At 46.4% G+C, this 20,783-nt stretch carries 20 protein-coding genes; 11 read left to right on the top strand and 9 right to left on the bottom strand.

The window, feature by feature from the left end; all coding sequences use genetic code 11:
* Window positions 1-20: 20 nt before the first annotated feature.
* The 6 genes from QZW47_RS21910 (at window position 21) to QZW47_RS21935 (ending at window position 6,259) form a co-directional block, all read left to right on the top strand.
* On the top strand, window positions 21-830 hold the full coding sequence (locus tag QZW47_RS21910; protein ID WP_293131325.1) for a Uma2 family endonuclease: 810 nt from the start codon (window positions 21-23) through the stop codon (window positions 828-830).
* Window positions 831-859: 29 nt separating this feature from the next.
* Window positions 860-1,006 carry a hypothetical protein gene (locus tag QZW47_RS21915; protein WP_293131328.1) on the top strand — a complete coding sequence of 49 codons (147 nt, stop codon included), beginning with the start codon at window positions 860-862 and terminating at the stop codon, window positions 1,004-1,006.
* Window positions 1,007-1,073: 67 nt separating this feature from the next.
* Window positions 1,074-2,996, top strand: a complete 1,923-nt coding sequence (locus QZW47_RS21920; RefSeq protein WP_293131331.1) for a serine/threonine-protein kinase — start codon at window positions 1,074-1,076, stop codon at window positions 2,994-2,996.
* 232 nt (window positions 2,997-3,228) lie between these two features.
* Complete coding sequence (locus tag QZW47_RS21925) at window positions 3,229-3,498, top strand: hypothetical protein (protein WP_293131334.1); 270 nt, start codon at window positions 3,229-3,231, stop codon at window positions 3,496-3,498.
* A gap of 437 nt (window positions 3,499-3,935) precedes the next feature.
* Complete coding sequence (locus QZW47_RS21930; protein WP_293131337.1) at window positions 3,936-5,279, top strand: EAL domain-containing response regulator; 1,344 nt, start codon at window positions 3,936-3,938, stop codon at window positions 5,277-5,279.
* 314 nt (window positions 5,280-5,593) lie between these two features.
* Window positions 5,594-6,259 (top strand): response regulator, encoded by a 666-nt coding sequence (locus QZW47_RS21935; protein WP_293131340.1) that lies wholly within the window; start codon window positions 5,594-5,596, stop codon window positions 6,257-6,259.
* Between the two features lie 408 nt (window positions 6,260-6,667).
* On the opposite strand, the gene QZW47_RS21940 is transcribed toward QZW47_RS21935, so the two are convergent.
* Both QZW47_RS21940 and QZW47_RS21945 read right to left on the bottom strand, forming a co-directional pair.
* Window positions 6,668-7,393: a pentapeptide repeat-containing protein gene (locus QZW47_RS21940; protein WP_293131343.1), complete on the bottom strand. Its 726-nt coding sequence runs from the start codon at window positions 7,391-7,393 to the stop codon at window positions 6,668-6,670.
* 295 nt (window positions 7,394-7,688) lie between these two features.
* Window positions 7,689-8,888, bottom strand: coding sequence for a phosphoglycerate kinase (locus tag QZW47_RS21945; protein WP_293131346.1), 1,200 nt, complete (start codon window positions 8,886-8,888; stop codon window positions 7,689-7,691).
* A 185-nt stretch (window positions 8,889-9,073) separates the two neighbouring features.
* On the opposite strand from QZW47_RS21945, the gene QZW47_RS21950 reads away from it, so the two are divergent.
* Window positions 9,074-9,484: a universal stress protein gene (locus QZW47_RS21950; RefSeq protein WP_293131349.1), complete on the top strand. Its 411-nt coding sequence runs from the start codon at window positions 9,074-9,076 to the stop codon at window positions 9,482-9,484.
* Here QZW47_RS21950 and QZW47_RS21955 read toward each other — a convergent pair.
* A complete protein-coding gene (locus QZW47_RS21955) occupies window positions 9,481-9,744 on the bottom strand; it encodes a hypothetical protein (RefSeq protein ID WP_293131352.1) in 264 nt (87 codons plus the stop codon). The two genes, QZW47_RS21950 and QZW47_RS21955, sit on opposite strands and share 4 nt — an antisense overlap.
* Between QZW47_RS21955 and ylqF the strand changes: the two genes are divergently transcribed.
* The gene (ylqF, locus tag QZW47_RS21960; protein WP_293131355.1) at window positions 9,733-10,599 is read left to right on the top strand and encodes a ribosome biogenesis GTPase YlqF; all 867 of its coding nucleotides are present in this window, start codon (window positions 9,733-9,735) and stop codon (window positions 10,597-10,599) included. The genes QZW47_RS21955 and ylqF overlap by 12 nt on opposite strands.
* A 63-nt stretch (window positions 10,600-10,662) precedes the next feature.
* Complete coding sequence (locus QZW47_RS21965) at window positions 10,663-12,276, top strand: adenylate/guanylate cyclase domain-containing protein (protein ID WP_293131358.1); 1,614 nt, start codon at window positions 10,663-10,665, stop codon at window positions 12,274-12,276.
* Window positions 12,277-12,507: 231 nt separating this feature from the next.
* Here QZW47_RS21965 and QZW47_RS21970 read toward each other — a convergent pair whose 3' ends face one another.
* Window positions 12,508-13,323 carry an MOSC N-terminal beta barrel domain-containing protein gene (locus QZW47_RS21970; RefSeq protein WP_293131361.1) on the bottom strand — a complete coding sequence of 272 codons (816 nt, stop codon included), beginning with the start codon at window positions 13,321-13,323 and terminating at the stop codon, window positions 12,508-12,510.
* A gap of 215 nt (window positions 13,324-13,538) precedes the next feature.
* Between QZW47_RS21970 and QZW47_RS21975 the strand changes: the two genes are divergently transcribed.
* On the top strand, window positions 13,539-14,252 hold the full coding sequence (locus QZW47_RS21975) for a carbonic anhydrase (RefSeq protein WP_293131364.1): 714 nt from the start codon (window positions 13,539-13,541) through the stop codon (window positions 14,250-14,252).
* A gap of 317 nt (window positions 14,253-14,569) precedes the next feature.
* Here QZW47_RS21975 and QZW47_RS21980 read toward each other — a convergent pair whose 3' ends face one another.
* On the bottom strand, window positions 14,570-15,757 hold the full coding sequence (locus QZW47_RS21980) for a TPR domain-containing glycosyltransferase (RefSeq protein ID WP_293131367.1): 1,188 nt from the start codon (window positions 15,755-15,757) through the stop codon (window positions 14,570-14,572).
* A gap of 432 nt (window positions 15,758-16,189) precedes the next feature.
* On the opposite strand from QZW47_RS21980, the gene QZW47_RS21985 reads away from it, so the two are divergent.
* A complete protein-coding gene (locus tag QZW47_RS21985; RefSeq protein ID WP_293131370.1) occupies window positions 16,190-16,459 on the top strand; it encodes a GlsB/YeaQ/YmgE family stress response membrane protein in 270 nt (89 codons plus the stop codon).
* A gap of 262 nt (window positions 16,460-16,721) precedes the next feature.
* Here QZW47_RS21985 and sppA read toward each other — a convergent pair whose 3' ends face one another.
* The 4 genes from sppA to QZW47_RS22005 all read right to left on the bottom strand — a co-directional run bounded on the left by sppA (window position 16,722) and on the right by QZW47_RS22005 (window position 20,722).
* A complete protein-coding gene (gene sppA, locus QZW47_RS21990; protein ID WP_293131373.1) occupies window positions 16,722-18,542 on the bottom strand; it encodes a signal peptide peptidase SppA in 1,821 nt (606 codons plus the stop codon).
* Window positions 18,543-18,550: 8 nt separating this feature from the next.
* Complete coding sequence (locus tag QZW47_RS21995) at window positions 18,551-18,706, bottom strand: hypothetical protein (RefSeq protein WP_293131375.1); 156 nt, start codon at window positions 18,704-18,706, stop codon at window positions 18,551-18,553.
* Between the two features lie 105 nt (window positions 18,707-18,811).
* Complete coding sequence (gene fni, locus QZW47_RS22000; RefSeq protein WP_293131377.1) at window positions 18,812-19,870, bottom strand: type 2 isopentenyl-diphosphate Delta-isomerase; 1,059 nt, start codon at window positions 19,868-19,870, stop codon at window positions 18,812-18,814.
* A 168-nt stretch (window positions 19,871-20,038) separates the two neighbouring features.
* Window positions 20,039-20,722 carry an SDR family oxidoreductase gene (locus QZW47_RS22005; RefSeq protein ID WP_293131380.1) on the bottom strand — a complete coding sequence of 228 codons (684 nt, stop codon included), beginning with the start codon at window positions 20,720-20,722 and terminating at the stop codon, window positions 20,039-20,041.
* Between the last annotated feature and the right edge of the window lie 61 nt (window positions 20,723-20,783).

Below are 20,783 nucleotides of genomic sequence, written 5' to 3' on the forward strand. Positions count from 1 at the left end.
CTCTTACTCCTCAAGCAGCCATGTCCGCAACCGCAGAATTAGTTACTCCCCAAGAAATACCAGAACAAGAAATACTAGAACCAGAGCTACTAGAACCAGAGCTACCCGAAAATATTATTGTTCCTCCAGTCGATTTATATAGTGATGAACCTCCAGTGGAAACAGAACTGCATCTCCGACAAATAATGCTGCTGTTCAAGTGTTTAGAATGGTTGTGGCGAGATATAAATGACTTCTATGCTGCCGGCAACCTCACTATTTACTACAGCCCCAAGCAACTTAAATCGAAAGACTTCCGAGGCCCAGACTTTTTTGTGGTACTTGGAACAGAACGCAAAACTCGGAAAAGCTGGGTGGTTTGGGATGAAGATGGAAAGTACCCAAATATCATTCTGGAAATCCTGTCGCCGCAAACAGCGAACATAGATAAAAACTTTAAAAAAAAACTGTATCAAGATACCTTCCGTACTCATGATTACTTTTGGTTCGATCCTGAAACTTTAGAATTAGCTGGGTTTCATTTAGTTGATGGGGAATATCAACCAATTGCACCGAATGAATTCGGCTATCTGCGGAGTCAACAGCTTGATTTGAGTTTGGGGATTTGTAGCGGACAATTGCGTTTCTTTACAGCAGCAGGTGAATTGGTTCCTACTCCTGAAGAAGTTGCAGAAAGGGAGACAGGGCGAGCTGATGCAGAGGCTCAAAGAGCTGAAAATCAGACTCAACGAGCCGAAAATCAAGCTCAACGAGCCGAAAATCAAGCTCGACGAGCCGATCGCCTGGCCGCAAAATTACGAGAATTAAATATCGATCCCGATACAATTTAGTTCCCGCATCCTGTCAAATATCTGATCGATTGTCCCATAAATCTGAGTACGATCGCACAAATAGCACAATCCATAAACTTGTGTGCAGCCAAGAAACCGCTTGTTTAACAAAAACAGCAGGAGATGACCAAGCTGCCGATCGACTCATCAACACCGACACACTATGTCAAGATTAATTAGCGCGATCGCCCAAAACTCCCAATCTTACTCAAGCGCATACATCCGACGCAGCAACAAGTTCCAATGAACAATCCCATCTACCCCGGCATCACTCTCCACAACCACTACCGCATCGTCCGCGAATTGGGACACGGAGGCTTCGGGCGCACCTACCTCGCTGAAGATGCCCACCGATTTAACGAACCCTGCGTTTTAAAAGAATTTGCGCCCCAAGTACAAGGAAGTTACGCCTTACAAAAATCCGAGGAACTCTTCGAGCGCGAAGCCGGAGTGCTCTACAAGCTGCAACACAATCAAATCCCGCGCTTCCGCGAAATGTTTCGCGTCAGTATAGTCGATCGAGGCTACCTATTTCTCGTCCAAGACTACGTACCGGGTCAAAACTACCGTTTTTTGCTGGACGCCCGCAAGCGTCAGGGTTTGCGCTTCATCGAAGCAGAAGTCAATCAACTGCTGATCCAGATTTTGCCAGTCCTCGAATACATTCACTCGTTGGGAGTCATTCACCGCGACATCTCCCCCGACAACCTGATTTTGCGCTTGTCTGACGGGATGCCCGTGCTCATTGACTTCGGCGGAGTCAAAGAAATCGCCGCCACCGTAGAATCTCTCTTCGCCGAAACAGAAGGTAACGCCACTCCCGCCCCCGCGACTCGCATCGGCAAGCTCGGCTATGCTCCCCTCGAACAGATGCAAATGGGTATCGTCTATCCCCACAGCGATTTGTACGCCCTCGCCGCTACAGTTTTGGTGTTGCTGACGGGGAAGGAACCTCATCAATTGCTCGACAGCCAGACGTTAAATTGGAACTGGCGGGCAGACTGTTCTCTGTCTCCAAATTTGTCCTTGGTGCTGGGTAAAATGCTCGCTCAGCAGCCGAGCCAGCGCTACTCCTCGGCTCGCGAGGTTTTGCAGGCTCTCTCTGGGAATCCCCCTTTACAGCAGCCGCCACCGCCGCAGCCTGCGCCGGATTTTGCCCTCACCCAGCAGCCGCCGGAACACTCGCAGCCCATCCCCGTTCCTCCCCCTGTCCCGAAACTGCCGGGAACTCCGGTGCGAGTGGCGATGATTGGCAACCAGCAAAAGATGCCTGCTTGGCAAATGTTTTTGTTCGTAATAGCCGTGCTTTCAAGTATGGGAGCAGTTGGCTGGTTTGCGGGCAATTACGTGTTAAACATCCAATCAAAAGTGCAGAAGATTCCCCAGACTCCGGGCCCGAAGCAGCAGCAAGAAGATGCTTTGCGCGATCGCTTTTCTGAACTCAAAATTGACGATCGATTTTATAGCGGTTACGTCAATCTTGTAGACGAAACTTTCTATGCTAAATACCCGGAATTGGGCGGGCGGCTGTTAAAAGAAGGCGACGAGGATCGCCAGTGGCGCGAAAGGTGGCAGAAAATCGGCGACGACTTGCTCGACAAGCTCTCAAACCTCAGCAGCGAGGCTAGAGCGCGGTTGGGAAGTTACGACAGTGCCGATCGCGATCGCTGGAAAGCTGAGGTTAACAAGCTTTCTTTGAGCAGTCGGGCGCTGTACGATTTGGCTGATGCGAAGTTCTTTTATTTGTTTCCGCAGCAGCCGCGCGATCGCAATATCATTGATTTGCCGATCGGGCAAATTTGGCAAGCAATTACCGCTGACGCCCTCACAGCTTTGGAAGCCGGAGCAAATGTCGAGAGCGTGGAATTCGATCGGCGATCGAACGCCAAAACCCTCACCGGCAATCTCAAACCCGGTGAAGGGAAAGCTTACATAGCGCGGTTCGCTCAAAATCAAACTTTGAGCGTGAATTTGCAAGCTCCGCGCAAATCCACTCTGCTGTCGATTTATTCTCCAGGGCGGACAAACAAAGCCAAGCCTCTGCTGCAAGATGCAGAGGAGTTGAGTTGGTCTGGAGTGCTGGATGATACTGGTTTTTATGAATTCGTCGTAGTTTCTCAATCATCCGAGCCGATCGCCTACGAGTTAAATCTGGAGACGAAATAACCGCCACCCAAAAACGAATCTCAGCCCCCGCAGGGCCCAAGTTCGCCACCTCAAATTTTAGACCCTAGTTGAAGAGCCCAGATTCATCAGAGCGAGTAAATCTAAAATTTTTCAAATCTAAAATCTAAAATCTAAAATCTAAAATCGACTGGTGGCTATTGACGCCTTGAGGGCGATCGGGCGATAATGAGGTAATCCCGATCGGGTAAATTTTCTGGTTCAAAAAAAGAATATGCTGAGATTCGCGATCGTAACTTTAGTAACTTTGGGATTAGTATTATTAACTGCATTGGGTTTATATCCCGCCAGTGCGACAGTCAGCAATCCCGAATTTTATGCTTGGAACTTTGCCTCTGTAGGCAGCAGCGAACTGGTTTGCAAAAAGACAGTTGTAGTTCCGCAAAACCAGATTTTGCAGTCATCATCAATGCAGGCTGTCAGTATCAATTCTGCAATTGTAGATCGCAAATTTTGTGCGAATTCCACTAAGCCTATGAATTAAGGCAGTGCATCCTAGGATGTCGCCTCGAACCACACAATAAAATAGGTTTGTAGTGAGGACTTTAGTCCGCCTAAAAATCTGAGGACTAAAGTCCTCACTACGAATACTTTTTTAGAACGAATTAACCAGAGATTATATAGAGCTTGCCGCCATCCGCGGAGTGAAAGTGTTAACGGCACTTTTTATGAGAAACCACGATATATTTTGTAATAAAAATTCATCAAAACAGTCGGGCGCAGCAGTTTTATGCCCTGGAAAGTTTTCGCTCTCTTCCCAATTTTGCGACTTCTTAGAAGGTGACTTCAGAACCGAGGGAAAATCATTAGCCAAATGGCTAATGATTTATTGGCTAATTGGCCTAATCAGTAACTAGCTAGTTTGAGTATGCTAGAGTTAGTCAGGTTCTGATATATAGTGCCATCTGTAATCTAAGTATCATGCTCAAAATTTTAGTCATAGAAGACGACGAATTAATCCGGGAAACTCTTCTGCAACTCCTGGAATCTCACAGCTACCGGGCCATCGCGGCCGAAAACGGTCGATTTGGGGTGCAGATGGCACTTTCGGAGATCCCGGATTTAATTTTGTGCGACGTGCAGATGCCGGAACTCGACGGCTACGACGTGTTGCGGACGCTGCGACAGAACTCCCTAGCCGCAACAATTCCATTTATTTTCCTCACGGCTCAAAGTGCCAAAACCGATTTTCGTCGGGGGATGGAATTGGGGGCCGACGATTACCTGACAAAGCCGTTTACTAAGGATGAATTGCTAGGAGCCATTGCTTCTCGCGTCTCGAAACGGCAAACTATTACTCAGCCCCTGACAATCGCGCTTCACCAAGCAGAAGCCAGACTCAAAGATTTAGCCAACGACTCGACCAAAGTTTGTGTCCTCTCCCCTGAAAAGCTCGCTCTGGAAGCTCTGCTGCGCCGTGCTTTGGCACAAGGTGAGTTTCAGGTATACTATCAGCCGCAGGTGAATATTGCTACCGGACAAGTTATCGGCGCTGAAGCTTTGGTGCGGTGGCAAAATCCCGATCGAGGTATAATTTCTCCGGGCGAATTTATTCCCTTAGCAGAAGAAACAGGTTTAATTATTCAGATTGGCGAGTGGGTGCTGCTCTCAGCTTGCGCCCAAGCCGCGAGTTGGCTGGCGGCGGGATTCTCGCCTTTTACAATATCAGTAAATTTGTCGGCCAGGCAGTTGTCCGACCCAGAACTCAAGGCGCGAATCCTCCAAATATTAGAAACCACAGGCTTAGAGCCAGCTAATTTAGAATTAGAAATGACCGAAAGCGCTCTGGTGGAAAACGCGACAGTCGCAGGCGCAACTTTAAACCAACTCAAAGCTTTAGGAATTCGGATTGCGATCGACGACTTCGGCACTGGTTACGCTACTTTAGGATATCTCAAGCAATTTGCTTTTGACAGCTTAAAGATCGATCGCATTTTTGTTCGCAATGCCAACGAAGACGCTCAAAATGCTGCTATTACCACAGCAGTAATTTTACTCGGTCACAGCTTGAACATGACAGTAATTGCTGAGGGAGTAGAAACAGAAGCAGAACTAGCTTTCCTGAAACAGCACAACTGCGATATCATGCAGGGGTATCTGTTCAGTCGCCCCGAACCCGCACCGACAATTGAAAATATGTTGGTTGCCGACCAACGTTTGTTCGCGCAGCCCCTGGCAGCACCTGGTCGTGCTACCCCTTTTGCACCTGTGTCCGAACCGGAAAAATCAAAAAATCTTTCCATGTCAAGTCTGGGAATAGTGTAAGCGCCACCATAATTTGTGTATAATAAAATAAAATTATTTCTTTTGCCGTCTATTTGGTACCCAAAAGTTGACGATGCCTCCTCAAAAGTTGTAGATTTTTAGGATAGACGAATCAAACAAATGAGAAATTAGTCCAACATTCCTCAACTTCTGCTCATTTTATTCGATCGGCGCCCGTAATTGGACTACTTGAGGAATTGTGGCGTCTTGAAATTGGGAGTCTTTATCAAGTTGCAGCACGTAAACTCATTTAAGTTCCTACTTTGGGAGCCGCAGTTTCAAGAACTGTCAACTGGAATTGGTGCAAGGCCCTCATGGAAAGAATATTAGTAGTTGACGACGAAGCAGACTGTCAAACAGTCTTAGCAATGTACCTGGAAAGCCAAGGATACCGGGTTGAATGCGCTAATTCAGGAGTTGAGGCGCTCTCAATTTTTGAGAACGCACCCCCTGATTTGGTGATTTCAGATGTAATGATGCCAGAAATGGACGGGTTTGAGTTTTGCCGCCGCTTGCGAACAACCCGTTTGGGACAGTTAGTCCCGTTTATATTTTTATCTGGTCAAGGCGAGATTGAGTCAAAAGTTGAAGGTCACGCGATCGGCGCTGACGATTATCTGGTAAAACCTTTTCAGTCTGAAGAAATCTTGGCTAAGGTCAAAGCGCAGTTAGAGCGCTCCCACCGCATTCACGCCGAGATTGTCCGACTGCTGCAAACTTCTAACGCTCGGGCGGTGGAGCCAAAAACTATCGCAGTATTGCCGAATCCAGCACCTTTACCGCTAACACCAGCCGAGGAAAGGGTGTTTTGGGAAGTGATTCAAGGTTATACTAACAAACAAATTAGCGATCGGCTGTTTATTAGCCCCCGCACCGTGCAAGCTCATCTAGGCAGCATCTTCAGCAAATTACAGTTAGAAAATCGCGCCCAGCTTGTGAGATTTGCCCTAGAAAGGGGATACAAAGTACCTCAAACTTAGCTCCTCTAGCCCTTCTAATTGAGGTGAGGTATGTCAGGTATTCATAGTTGGTAATTGATAATTGGCAATGGCTCGCGCTTGACATAACTCACTTAAAAAGCTCTATTGGATATCACAATACTGTTAGGTTAAGAGATGGCAAGAGTCAAAACTAATGAAAAATAGAGACTCTTGTTTGCTTCGTTCCTCTCTTGGGACAATTGTTAAGTGAATCGTATTGCTATAGCGGTTCTCAAAAAATTGAGGTATGCCCTATGCCCTATGCCCTATGCCCCATGCCCTATGCCCTATGCCCGATAGTACCTCATCTTTCTGAGAAAGGCTATATATATCAAGCTAGGGTGCGCCAGCGGGTCAAACGCTTTCGTAGCTGCTAAAATAATCGCTGCTGACGCACTGTAAGACTGATTACTCCAAATTCAAAACACAATAAGGAAAACTCGTCGTGACGCAAACCACCGGCCCCAAATTCGTACCGCGCAAGTTGGCACGTTCCAAATCAGCCTGCCGCACGTTACTAGCAGCATCGATATTACTCCCAGTCAATTGACTTTTAGGAAGCCTGGTATTTGACAGAATAGCATTCTGCAAATTAGTATCGCGCACGTCAGCAAAAGACAAATCTGCCCCGCTTAAATTCGCGCGATTCAAATTCACTCTAAACAGTAGCGAACGTCGCAAATCTGCATTCGACAAATTAGCTTGCAGCAAATAAGACTCGCCCAAATTAGCATTAAAAAGTTTAGCACCGCGCAAATCAGCTCTCGTCAAATTTGCCCGTCCCAAAAAAGCATTAGATAAATCCGCATTTCGCAAATTAGCGCTGTCCAAATCAGCCCCGTACATCTCCGCATTAACTAAGTTAGCATTCGCCAAATTAGCACCACTTAAATCAGCCTCTAGCAAATTAGCTTCGTAGAGATTAGCACCGCTTAAATCAGCACCTTTTAAATTAGCTCTGTACAAACTCGCCTTAAACAAATCAGCATTTCTCAAATCGCAGCCCTCGCACTCCTTAGTTTCTAGCAATTGTCGCACCTGATCTGGATTTTGAGCTTTGACGGGGGCTGCCAGCAAAAACGGCGCTAAAACTGCTACAGTTGCCGTTACACTTGCCAAGATTTTAAGTTTCACAAACAAACCTCACTGCCACTTCAGACCAATTATACTCGCAAAATTTGCGACCGCTATATTATTGACCTTCAATAACTCCAATATAAAAGGTTTGTAGTGAGGACTTTAGTCCTTTCTTGGATGCGGACTAAAGTCCTCACTACGAACCAATTTTATTAGGCTGGTTCTAGTGGAGACCATATAAGCCGGCAGAAAGCAGAAATTTCAATAGGATAGCAAACTAAAAAAATAAGTTTTTTTTAATTAACAATTATCTTGAATTCTGCCTTCTGCGTTCTAGCCTTTAGCCGAAGATTTAAGCTTCATCTAAAGCCGCAACACCAGGCAACTCTTTACCTTCGAGCAGTTCCAAACTAGCGCCGCCACCAGTAGAAATGTGGCTCATTTCTGGGCCCAAGTTCAACTGTTCTACCGCCGCCACCGAGTCACCACCACCGATAATTGTGGTAGTACCAGTCTTAGTAATTCCAGCCAAAGAATGAGCAATTCCTTCGGTTCCCGCAGCAAACTTCTCCATCTCAAACACGCCCATCGGCCCGTTCCAGATTACGGTTTTGCAATCGGCCAAAGCATCTTGGAAAGTTTTCACAGAATCCGGGCCGATGTCCAAACCCATCCAACCCTCGGGAATGTTTTCAACGGGGACAATTTGAATGTTGGCATCAGCAGCAAACTTGTCAGCAACTACCACATCAGTCGGTAACAGAAAAGTAACTCCCCGTTCCTTCGCCTTAGCTTCCAAAGACTTCGCCAGTTCCAACTTGTCATCTTCCACCAAAGACTTGCCAACGTTCAAACCGCGAGCTTTGTAGAAAGTGAACACCATGCCGCCGCCCAGCAACAATTTGTCGCACTTTTCGAGCAGTTTTTCGATGACTCCAATCTTGCTGGAAACCTTGGAACCGCCAATGATAGCAGCTAAGGGACGTTGAGGATTGTCGATCGCACTACCGAGATATTGCAATTCCTTCTCCATCAAAAACCCAGCCACAGAAGGGCTCAGATACTTAGTCACACCCTCAGTCGAAGCGTGAGCCCGGTGAGCAGTACCAAAAGCATCATTCACATACAAATCAGCAACAGAAGCTAACTTCTTGGCAAATTCCGGGTCATTTGCTTCCTCTTCAGGGTAGAAGCGGACATTTTCGAGCAACACCACATCGCCATCAGCCATCGCCGCCACAGTAGCAGCAACTTCATCGCCGATGCAGTCATCAGTCTTTTTGACTTCCTTCCCCAACAATTCCGACAGCCGCTTAGCAACCGGAGTCAAGCGCAACTTCTCAGTCACACCCTTCGGACGCCCGAAGTGACTGCACAAAATGACCTTAGCGCCCTTCGACGCTAAATCCTGAATAGTCGGCAGAGCAGCCCGGATGCGAGTATCATCGGTGATACTGCCGTTGTCGAGCGGCACATTAAAGTCCGCCCGCACCAATACCCGTTTGCCCGATAAGTCCGATGCCGATAAATTTGCTACAGTTTTTTTTGTCACAGGATTAACCTCCTAATATTTGTGTTTTTGTCTAATTCCGTTGAAATGGCGGCACTCGTCACTTGCACTTGGGGCCTCGGGCGCATTCAACCGCGCCCGTACAAAAAACGGAAGATGAAACAAACGGCACTGATTTGGCTCAACGTAAACATTTTATCGGAGTCCGTGTCCGGGAAATGCGAACTATGTTCAAGACTGTCTTATTTCCTGTAGATCAAAGCCGAGAAGCCCGCGAAGCGGCGGAAAAGGTTGTCAATATTGTGAAAACCTACGGCTCTCGTTTAGTTATTCTGTCGGTAGTCGAACCTCCAGCCGAGGAGGGCGAGGCACCGCGAGAGGTGATGAGTTCCCCCGAAGCAGTCGCCAAACTGCTGTCTGAGGCCCAGTCGATGTTTTCCCAGCAGGGAATTGAAGCTGAAATTATCGAACGAGAAGGCAAACCTGCTTTCACGATTTGTGATGTGGCTGACGAAGTTGGGGCAGATTTGATTGTGATGGGCTGTCGGGGGATGGGTTTAACTGACGATGGGGCGTCTGACAGCGTTACCAGTCGGGTAATCAATCTGTCTCCTTGTGCAGTTTTGATTGTGCCTTAAGGAAGGAAGAGGGAAAAAGGAAAAAGGAAAAAGGAAGAGGGAAGAAGTAAGAAGTAAGACAACTCTTGCTTATTGCTTCTTGCATTTTTCTCGATCGCTTTTCCATTTTCCTGATTTCTTACTTCTTCCCTCTGCTTTCTTCTCTCTGCGCTCTCTGCGCCCTCTGTGGTTAATTCCTTTTTCCTTCTTCCTTCTTCCCTCTTCCCTCTTCCTTCTTCCTTCTTCCTTCTTCCTTCTTCCTTCGTATTATGAAAATTCACTGGTATCCCGGTCACATTGCCAAAGCTGAACGGGCATTAAAAGAACAGCTAAAGCGGGTAGATGTGGTGCTAGAAGTCCGAGATGCCCGCATTCCACTAGCGACTTACCACCCCCAAATGCCAACCTGGGTGGGCGGTAAGGCGCGAGTGTTGGTCATCAACCGCATGGACATGATTACTCCTCAAACCCGCGACGCGTGGGAAACCTGGTTTGAGTCTCAGGGGGAAACTGCCTATTTTACTAATGCCGAGCACGGTCAAGGAGTACACGATGTTTCCGATGCTGTCCAGGAGGCTGGAGTGCAGCTAAATAAGCGTAGATTCGATCGAGGTATGCTACCCCGTCCAGTCCGCGCCGTGGTGATGGGCTTCCCAAATGTCGGAAAATCTGCTTTAATCAATCGGCTTTTAGGGCGCAGAGTGGTAGACAGCGCCCGCAGAGCAGGAGTAACTAAATCGCTCCGATGGATTCGCATTTCTGACGAAATTGAGTTATTGGACGCCCCCGGAGTGATCCCCACCCGCATTAACAATCAAGAAAATGCCATAAAATTAGCTATTTGCGAAGATATTGGCGAAGCAGCTTACGACAATCAGGTAGTAGCCTCCGCTATGGTAGATTTGCTCCTAGCCCTGGAAGCTGCTGATGAGAGATTCATATCAGTGTCTGGTTTCAAATCCCGGTATAAATTAGACCTAGGATCTGGTAATGGTGAAGATTATTTGCACGAAGTAGCAAAAGACAGGTATAAAGGAGATGTCGAACGAACGGCGCGGCAAATGTTAAACGATTTTAGAACAGGTGTGTTGGGTCAGCTTACTTTGGAGCTGCCGCCTGCTCCGTCAGACTCGTAGAAGGTTTTATCTGATGAATTCAAGTCTTATTAAAGCCTTGAAGATTCAACAGCGGTGCTATGTATGAATGAACTCAATCTGCAACTGCAAATTAATGGAATCATCGAAAAAACCGTACCTGTCGAGGGCGACGATTTTATTATTGGTAGGTTGCTAGAATGCGATTTGCAACTGCCTTTTTCTGATATTTCCCGGCACCACACCCGCTTGTTTAAGATAGGTTCAGGCGAGTGGCTAGTTGAGGATATGGGCAGTACCAACGGGACGCTACTTAACAACAGTCCCCTCAACCACCCTCACTTAGTCAATCAGGGCGATGTGATTTATCTGGGACACCGGATTAATTTGATTGTCGTTTTGCCCGATCGCTCCGACCCCCAACTTCCCGAAATCGGCACCATGCCCGAAGGAGTTACAATCCTCGGCAAAGCCAAAGAACTGCAAAAACAGTGGATAGAACCAGATACAAAAATCGAAAAAAACTACGAACAAGCAATATCGCGTTTAAAATATTTGGTTGATATCGCTAAATTTTTGAACACTGCTGAATCCATTGAAGCAATTTTCTATCAAGTCCAGAAGATCGTGTTCCGCGATATCAAGAATATTGAACGTTTAGCGCTATTAATAGACTTTAGAAATAACGGCGAACTGGAAGTAGTTAAAACTGCTACCCGACCCACAGCTAAAAATAAACATATGCCCGCTGATGGCAGTTGGATCGGTCGCACTATTTGCCGCAAAGTATTGGAAGAACAAGTTGCTCTCAAAACTGCCGACGCTCAATTTGACGAACAGTTTGACGACAATATCAGCATGATCGACAAAGGAATTCGCACGGCAATAGCTGTTCCTCTATGGGATGAAAATACTGTTTTTGGAGTGCTCTACGGCGACGCTCAATTAACTTCTAGAGAGTGGCATCAGGGCGGAGATGAAGACTTGAGCTTTTTTTCAGCTTTAGGCAATATTGTCGCTTCCAGCGTGCAGAGGTGGCTGCTGACACAGAAACTCCGCACCGAAGAAACTATGCGGCAAAGATTGGAGCGCTATCACTCCCCGGCGGTGGTGCAGCATTTAATGAATACGGGGACTTTAATTAACCACCGCCTGCCGCCTGTGGAACGGGAAATCAGCATTTTGTTTGCAGATATTGTTGGCTTTACTGCGATGTCAGAACGCTTGAGTCCACCTGAAATTGCCGGGTTGCTAAACAATTTTTTTGAGGAAATGCTGCAAGAAGTGTTTGGAGAAGGAGGAACTTTAGATAAGTTTATTGGAGATTGTATTATGGCATTTTTTGGAGCGCCGGAACCACAGCTCGATCATGCCGATCGCGCTGTTGCAGCCGCTTTAGGAATGCTCAACCGCCTTGACAATCTCAATGCCAATAATAGTTTGGGCGAACCGCTGCAATTGCGGATTTCTATTAATAGCGGCAAGGCGATAATTGGGGATGTTGGTAGTTCTAAAAGAGTTGATTATACTGTGTTGGGTTCGACAATTAATCTGGCTGCTCGGATGGAGGGAATTTGTCTGCCGGGGGAATGCGTGGTAAGCGAAACTACTTACAATTTGCTGCGATTGCCCCAAAGTTTTGAGCCGATGGGAGATTTCCGCTTTAAAGGAATCGACAGACCGATCGCAGTTTATCATAGCAACCGAAATCAAAGGTAATTGGTCATTTGTCATTGGTCATTGGTCATTTGTCATTGGTCATTTGTCATTGGTCATTTGTCATTGGTCGTTGGTCATTTGTCATTTGTCATTGGTGATTTGCCATTTGTCATTTGTCAAAAGTGCTGTCCCCGAAGAGCGAACAGCAGTGATGGGTGATGGGTGATGTTTAAGTCAGAAAGATTAAGTTATTAGTGAGGAATGCCAATCATCATCATAAAACTTTTATAACTAATCGGGCATGGTATTTAATAGAGATTTACCGACGCTGAGAATTTGAACTTCGTCTCCTATATGTACTATTTTTCCTGCTGCTTGATGCGGCACTTGCGTCTTGACTATCAGCCGATTAAACTGATTTAAGTTCCCTGTTTTTACCAGGTCAGGCATGATTTCCTTCTGCTTGGCTATCAGTAATTTATTCAAATTGGGAGCAACTTCTGTCGCCGTAGAATTTCGCGTAGAGAGCAGACAGGGATGACCGGGATTAACACCTTCAAATATGACTGGGCCGATTTTAAACCTGACTACTTCGTCACCTCCTCCGAAAAGTTGGTCTTCCCAAAAAGCAGGGACATCTCCTATTTCAATATTAGCTCGGAAGCGGTGGCGCATCTCGTTAACGCAAACTCTCGGAAACCAAGATGCAACTTGGGCAATTGTTTCGGTACCAATCATGGTTGGGCCGGGTGCAGCGTTATCTTCGGGAAAGCCTGCGAGCAAGTTTTCAATTAACTTGACCTGGAAACCGAAGTAGTTGCTCAACCAATATTCTATTCCGGGGCGTTCTCTATCTACATGAAAAAATATTTCTTGTTCGGTGTCTTGAATTTTCAGACCGGCAATTCTATGTTTCATGTCAAATGATAAGCGCAAAAAATCAACTCCGCTGTTGCGCCTACTGTTTACGAATGCTCCGGAGCGATCGCAGATGGCAAAAGAGCGATCGCCTTGTAGAGCTCCGCTGGCAAGAATAGTAGCTTGACTGACTGCTATGCCGTCAAGGGACTTGACCGGATAGATATGAATGCTGGCGACGTAAGACATTGTGATTCATTGATAAATAATTGTCATTTTAGATACACTATAGCATCTCCGACAGGCAGAAGTATAACCGCCGTTGACTTCATGAAATAAAAAGTGGCCTCTTTTTTAAAGTTTAAATTTGGCAGCTACTTGTAAAGAAAAAGTAAAGAAATCTCGCTCAGCTTGCGGTAAATATCATACTCATAAATATAAATATTTAAATCAAGTTGCAAACAATGAGCGACCCCAAAAATATAGGCAGGATGTCCAGGCGGAGTGTCATATGGATGGCCGGTGCAGGGACACTGATCGCAACTATTGCACCAGGACTATTCAAAACAGAACCCGCCTATGCAGGAGAGGCAATCTCAAACATCACTCCCGACGCCGCACTCAAGAAATTGATGAGGGGGAATCAGCGCTATATTGACCAAAAACGGACTTTTCCCGACCAAAGCCGATCGCGAATTTCTGAAGTAGCAAAGGGTCAACATCCGTTTGCAACCATCCTGGCTTGTTCTGATTCGCGGGTGACTCCCGAAATTATTTTCGACCAAGGATTAGGGGATTTATTTGATATCCGAGTAGCTGGAAATTTTCTCGATGATGGGGTTCTCGGAAATATGGAATATGCCGCACTAGAATTAGGGGTTCCGCTATTAGTAATTCTGGGTCACGAACGCTGTGGTGCTGTGAAAGCAGCTTTAGATGGCAAACCAGTCCCCGGTCACATTGGCACTTTGGTAACAGCTATTAAACCCGCAGTTGATGCGACAAAAGGTCAACCGGGCGATGCCTGGGATAACGCAGTCAGAGCTAATGTAAAAATGAACGTAAATAAGTTAAAATCTGCGTCGCCTATTTTGGCTGAAGCGGTGAAAGCGGGCAAGTTGAAAGTTGTTGGAGGGCGCTACGATTTGGACAGCGGAAAAGTAGAGATAATTGCTTGATTTAGCTGGTATTTTTCGCAATTTGTAGGGGTAGTGCCAAGAGCATTGGTGTCAACTTAAGGTCAAACTTAGTATCGGTCTACTGTTTGACTATTAGGCCAGATCCCCCCTAGCCCCCCTTCTTAAGGGGGGAACCGGAAGCAGCTCAAAGTCCCCCTTCTTAAGGGGGATTTAGGGGGATCTGGCCTTAGATAGAAACCAGATATACAAAAGTTTTCAGGCTTAAGTTGACACCAATGTGCCCCGCCGTGCCTACCCCTTCGGGATCGAGGGGCAACCACGGGGGGATTGCCCCTACAAATTACTCGATCAGAAGTTTAGATTAAACCCATTTCTTGCAGTCCTCGGCGCAGTCGTTCTGCTTCAAAGGGGCGGCGCTGTTCGTGAAGGGCGATCGCTCTTTTGAATTCTGCTAAGCTTTCTGGCATTTTGCCGATTTTCAGCAGCGCAACGGCTAAGTTTTGATGGGCTTCGGCGTGTTCGGGATCGAGTTTAATGGCTTGTCGGTAATAGGCGATCGCATCTGCCAAATTTCCGGCTGCTTTCAAAGTCAGTCCTAAATTGTAGTGACCTAGTGCAAAATTGGGATCGATTTTTAAAGCTGCTTTGTAAGCTTTTTCTGCTGCTTGCAAATCTCCTTCGTCTTTGAGCAAATTGCCCAAATTATTGTAAGCTCCCAACTTCAGCGCTGGAAAAACATTGGTATTAATTGCTGCTTGATAGCGTTCTTTGGCTTTGGCAAATTGCTGCTGTTGGCGGTAAGCAATTCCTAAATGATAGTTGAGTTCGTAGGCAATAGAATCATCAATTGTTGCAGCAGTCAATCCCCTGGTTAATAAATTAATTCCCCGCCCGATTTGCCCGCTTTCTACGTAGAGCGCGCCTAATTTGCTGCAAGCATAAGCATCGTTTGGATAATAAGCTATATAGCGTTCCATTGCTGCTTGAGCTTTTTGGAATTTGCTTTTTGCTGCGATCGCATCTTTGTGATAACCAGAGTGGTAAATAGCCACATCGGGGAGAGAAGCTATTTTCCATTGCGGTTCCCGCTGCAAAATCTCAGCCACGCTGTCGTCTACCATAGCGTGGTACGGGCGAGAGAAGCGGATGCCGGGGCGATTGCGAAACAAGCGCGACACGAGGGAATAGGGAGATTGAGATGCGCCGATTTCTTGGCGGATGAGATTGATTAGCAGCAGTCGATCGCTCTGAATGGCCTGTTGGATTTGAGGTACAATCTCCGGTACCAGCACTTCATCGGCATCCAACACCAAAATCCAGTCGCCGTGGGCGTGTTTGAGACATTCATTGCGGGCTGCTGCAAAGTCGTCGCACCATTCAAAGTCATAAACTCTGGCCCCGGCTTCTCGGGCAATTTCACGGGTGCGATCGCCCGAACCGGTATCTAAGACGATAATTTCATCCACAACACCCTTTACGCTGTCCAAAGTCCGCGACAGTGTTGCTTCTTCATTTTTCACGATCGTGCACAGACTTAGATTCATCGGCGGTCAACTTTCCTAATTTGACAGAATTATTGTGATTTTTTTTACCAGTAAAACACAAAAGTACGAAAAACGATGCTTTGATTTAGCTTTAGATTTAAGTATAAGTATCTTTGAACACTACCAAAATTTGGTTGTACTAACCCTGGATTATTGTTAGAGGGTTGTGAACTTGCACAAATACAAGGGGCGATCGCTTGTGGGCTAAATAACTAAAGCCTTATCTCCTAGATAATTAAAGTTTTTTTTCTGCGTAGTCACTTCTTTTATAACTCTTTTGATACATGAAAAAACTTCAAAATCGGATGGTTCATGAGAAATTCTACCACTTTTGGTTCCTCCCTGCGGTAGAGGAGAGAAGAGAAGATTGGTTGCTATTCTTAGAACATAAGACAAGGGACGAGAACAGTTAAGGATTCAGGAGAAAAAGAAATGGGAATTATTGCTTGGATTGTTTTAGGACTGATTGCCGGTGCGATCGCCAAAGCCATTTATCCGGGAACTCAAGGTGGCGGTTTTGTGGCAACCACAGTTTTAGGAATTATCGGCGCGCTGGTGGGAGGTTATTTAGGCCAAGTCTTTGTGGGGACTAGCGCGGGAGCATCCTTTGGAGCATTAACTCTACCCAGCATAGCTTTTGCAGTCATCGGCGCGATCGTGGTACTTTTCGTCTGGGGATTGTTGACTCAGCGTGCAGCATAATAAACATTGCCAATTCCTAGTCGATCGCGCTTTAGGGTATTCATAAACCCGGTTTCTTGTAGAAACCGGGTTTTTCAGTTAATAACCACCGGTGCGATCGCCGTAATAAGATTGGTTCGTAGTGAGGACTTTAGTCCGCTGATTTGGATGCGGACTAAAGTCCTCATTACGAACCTTGTTTATTTTATCGAACTCGGCGGTTGAAACCGCTAGCAACGCGAGCACACAAACAAAACCCGCCTCCGCGGGTTGAAGAGTAAAGTTAATTAATCCGCAAGTTGAAAGGTAAGCGAACGTAGACGCCTTGCGGGTCGTTCATCGATTTGATCACGGCTAATTCATCTTGCATTTTCTTAACTTCTGCACTCAGCGGGTCGAGTTTGGTGGCTGGTTTTAAGACATGAACGCCAGAAAGTCTTTCCAAAATTCGCTCTTCCAAACTGCGACGTTTAGGGTATTCTTCCAACTGCCAATTGTCGCCTAGTTTAGCTTGTTTGGTAGCCTCTCGGATAGCATCTTCTAGCCCGCCAATTTCATCGACTAAACCCAACTGTTTCGCAGCAGTACCAGACCAAACTCTACCTTGAGCAATTTCTTGCACCTTGTTTTTCGGTAGTTTGCGGGAGTCGGCGACTTTGGTGATAAATCGATCGTAAATGCGATCGACTATTTTCTGAATATTCGCCAATTCTTGAGGATTTTTGGGGCGGGAAACCGTGTTAGTATCCGCAAAGCGGGCGGTTTTCACCACGTCCCAACTTATGCCGTTGTTAGCAGCCAATTTTTCGGCGTTGAACAGCATCCCAAACACGCCAATGGAACCAGTAATCGTATTGGCTTCGGCAAAGATTTTGCTCGAACCCATGGAAATCCAATAGCCGCCGGAAGCTGCTAAGTTGCCCATCGACACGATAACGGGCTTCTTTTTGCCCGTCAGCACGACTTCGCGCCCGATGACTTCCGCAGCCGTGGCGCTGCCTCCGGGGCTGTTAACGCGCAAAACTACTGCTTTTACGTCGTCATCTTCTCTAATTTTCCGCATTTCTTCAGCGATGCGATCGCCTCCTACTTGAGTCGGGCCGCCTTCGCCATCTACAATCTCTCCCTCAGCGTAAAGGACAGCAATCTGATTTTTCTTGTTAGCATTAGTTGAGTTTTTATTCTCAGCAACTCTCGCATAGTTCTTCAAACTTATTTGCTTAAAAGATTTATCTTCTGCATCAGTTCCTGTGAGTTTTTTGAGTTCGGCTGCAATTTCATCAAAGTAGGCAACTTTGTCAACTAACTTGCCTTTGAGAGCTTCGTCAGCCATCAAAGTTCCGCCATTATCTGCCACTGCTTGCAGTTGGGGAACGGTCAATTTGCGGCTTGGGCCGACAGTTTTTAGGTATTCTCCCCAAATATCTCCCAGCAACTTTTGAGTTTGCTGGCGATTTTCCGGACTCATTTTTTTGAGCAAAAATGGTTCGACGGCTGACTTGTATTTACCGACGCGAGTCACTTGCACTCCGACGCCGTATTTTTCCAAAGCACCAGTCCAAAACATTGCTTGACTGCTAAAACCGTTGATTTCAAGAGATCCGTAAGGATTCATAGCAATTGTATTTGCAACTGAGCCGAGGTAATAATCTCGCTCGCTCCAGTCCATTTCGTAAGCAAAAATTGGTTTTTTGGCATCTCGGAAACGCTGTAATGCCGATCGCACTTCCTTAAGATTAGCAAACCCGCTACTGCTGGCATCCGAACTACCTTCGAGATAAATGCCCACGATTTTCGGGTCTTTTTTCGCAGAGTCGATCGCATCTAAAACAGTTCGCAGCGTCACAGCATCGCCGGATTCGTCGGAAAGCGCTTCTTGAATCGCCGCGCTGGTGCTGCGACTCGGTTTGCTATCGGTGATATTTAAAGAAAGGTCTAATACCAATACAGACTTATCTTTAACTTGGGGGCCTGAATCTTTAGACGACGATGCCGCCAGAGCAACTAGCAGTACCAGTCCTCCCAAGCCGATGCTACCCATCAGCAACAGTCCTAGGAACGTTCCTAGCAAACTTGCACAAGTATATTTTAGGAAATCTTTCATTTAGATAATTAATCAGTTGACAGTTGACAGTTGACAGTTGACAGTTGATAGTTGACAGTTGACAGTTGACTGTTGACTGTTGACTCTTGACTGTTGACTGTTGACTGTTGGTAATTGGTAATTGGTAACTGATAATTGGTAACTGGTAATTGGTAATTGGTCATTGGTAATTGGTCATTGGTCATTGGTAATTAGCAGTTGTTATCTTTGAATCTCTCCCAACAGTCAACAGTCATACAGTCATACAGTCAACTGTCAACTGTCAACTGTCAACTGTCAACAGATAACCTTTCCAAAACCCCAGAATGTTTTAACTCATCCAAGTTAGCGCATCCCGTACAGAACATGGCAGTGGTAATTTCTGCAATTAGCACCTCAGCTAAAAGGCCTGCTGCTGACTCCGATTGTGCTGCGGCTTGCAGAAACGATCGCGCCAGTCCCGCCAAATCCGCACCGAGGGCGATCGCTTTTGCTGCATCCAAGCCGTTTTGCAAGCCTCCAGAAGCAATCAGGGGAACATCTGGGGCTACGGCGCGGGTGCTGACAATGCACTCGGCTGTGGGGATTCCCCAGTCAGCAAAGGTGGCGCCCAAGCGGCGCTGTTTGCTGTCTTTAGCTCGCTGTCCTTCTATTTTCGCCCAAGAAGTGCCTCCAGCGCCGGCAATGTCGATCGCACTTACTCCAGCCGCGAGCAATTTCTGTGCCATTTTTCCAGAAATACCGTTACCCACTTCTTTCGCAATTACCGGTACTGGTAATCGATCGCACAATTTGGCAATTTTATCCAGCAGTCCTTTAAAGTTAGTATCACCTTCGGTTTGAACGCACTCTTGCAGCGGATTTAAGTGTAAAATAAGCGCATCTGCTTCGAGAATATCGACAATCTTTTGGCACTCTTCCAAACCGTAATTATAGTTTAACTGAACTGCTCCGATATTAGCAAATAGCAGAATATCGGGAGCGCGTCTGCGGACGGCAAATGTAGAAGCCAATTCAGGGTTTTCAACCGCGCATCGTTGGGAACCGACGCCCATTGCTAGTTTGTATGTTTGAGCGACATCGGCGAGGCGATAGTTGATTGTCTGGGCGAGCTCTGTGCCGCCCGTCATGGACGAGATTAGTAGGGGTACGGCTAGTTTTTTGCCGAGAAATGTGGAGGTGAGATCGATTTGGGCGCGATCGAGTTCTGGCAAACAGCAGTGAGCAAAACGGTAGTTTTCTAGTCCGCTGGTAGTTTCGCGAAATTGTACATCTTCTTCGAGGCAGATCCTGAGATGGTCTGCTTTGCGGGTTTCGGTTGGCGAGGGCGAGGTTAGCGGCAAGTTCACAGTGGCTATTTGGGGAAAGAGTTCTGGCTTTGGATCAGACTAGAATCTTATTTTACTATTTTATTAGACTTCTTGCATATTTTTTTTAGGGATACAGAAACCGCAGATAAACACGGATAAACGCAGATATTTTTAACACTATTCTGGATGCGCGCAATAAGTCTATTGTCAACCTGGAACAGTCATCGGCCTTCCATTATCTGAAGGTTTCAATTTCAGTAAAAAAGGAACTGCTTTTTGCACCCATTCTTTGACAGGCGTGTAACTTGCCGCGTGTTCTCCGAAAGAAATTTCCAGCATATCGGTATGAATTATCCCGGGATTCAAAGGAATCGCTGCCATCCCTCGCGGGAGTTCTTGGGCGAGCGATCGCGTCAGTCCTTCGATCGCCCATTTAGACGCGCAATAGGGCCCGACTTCCGGCGAAGTTGACCTTCCCCAGCCAGAACTAAAGTTGACAATTATGCCGCTTTTTCTGGCAATCATTGCCGGGACAAAGTGGCCAATCACATTAGCTGTACCTTTAATATTAACATCAATTACCTGGGAAAATTCTTCGCTGCTGATTTTCCAAAGTGGCGCGGAATAATTGGTAATAGCTGCATTGTTAATCAGCAAATCTGGCGCCTCATGCTTTGCCATAATTTCTGTTGCCCAAGCTTTGACTGACTCGTCGCTGGCGACATCCAAACAAGCAAAATGGTGTGGCAGGTGATATTTTTGTTTGAGTTGTTCCACGGCTGCGGCCGAGCGGGCACAGCCTAAAACTGTGTGTCCCAATTCAATAAAATTTTCGGTCATAGCGAGACCTAGACCGCGACTTATTCCGGTAATTACAATTAATTTTGTCATATACTTGCTGCAATTTAGATGTTAAGTAATACAATACATATTGATGGCTCAGTTGACAAAT

It is taken from the genome of Microcoleus sp. bin38.metabat.b11b12b14.051 (assembly GCF_013299165.1).
Taxonomy (GTDB): Bacteria; Cyanobacteriota; Cyanobacteriia; order Cyanobacteriales; family Microcoleaceae; genus Microcoleus.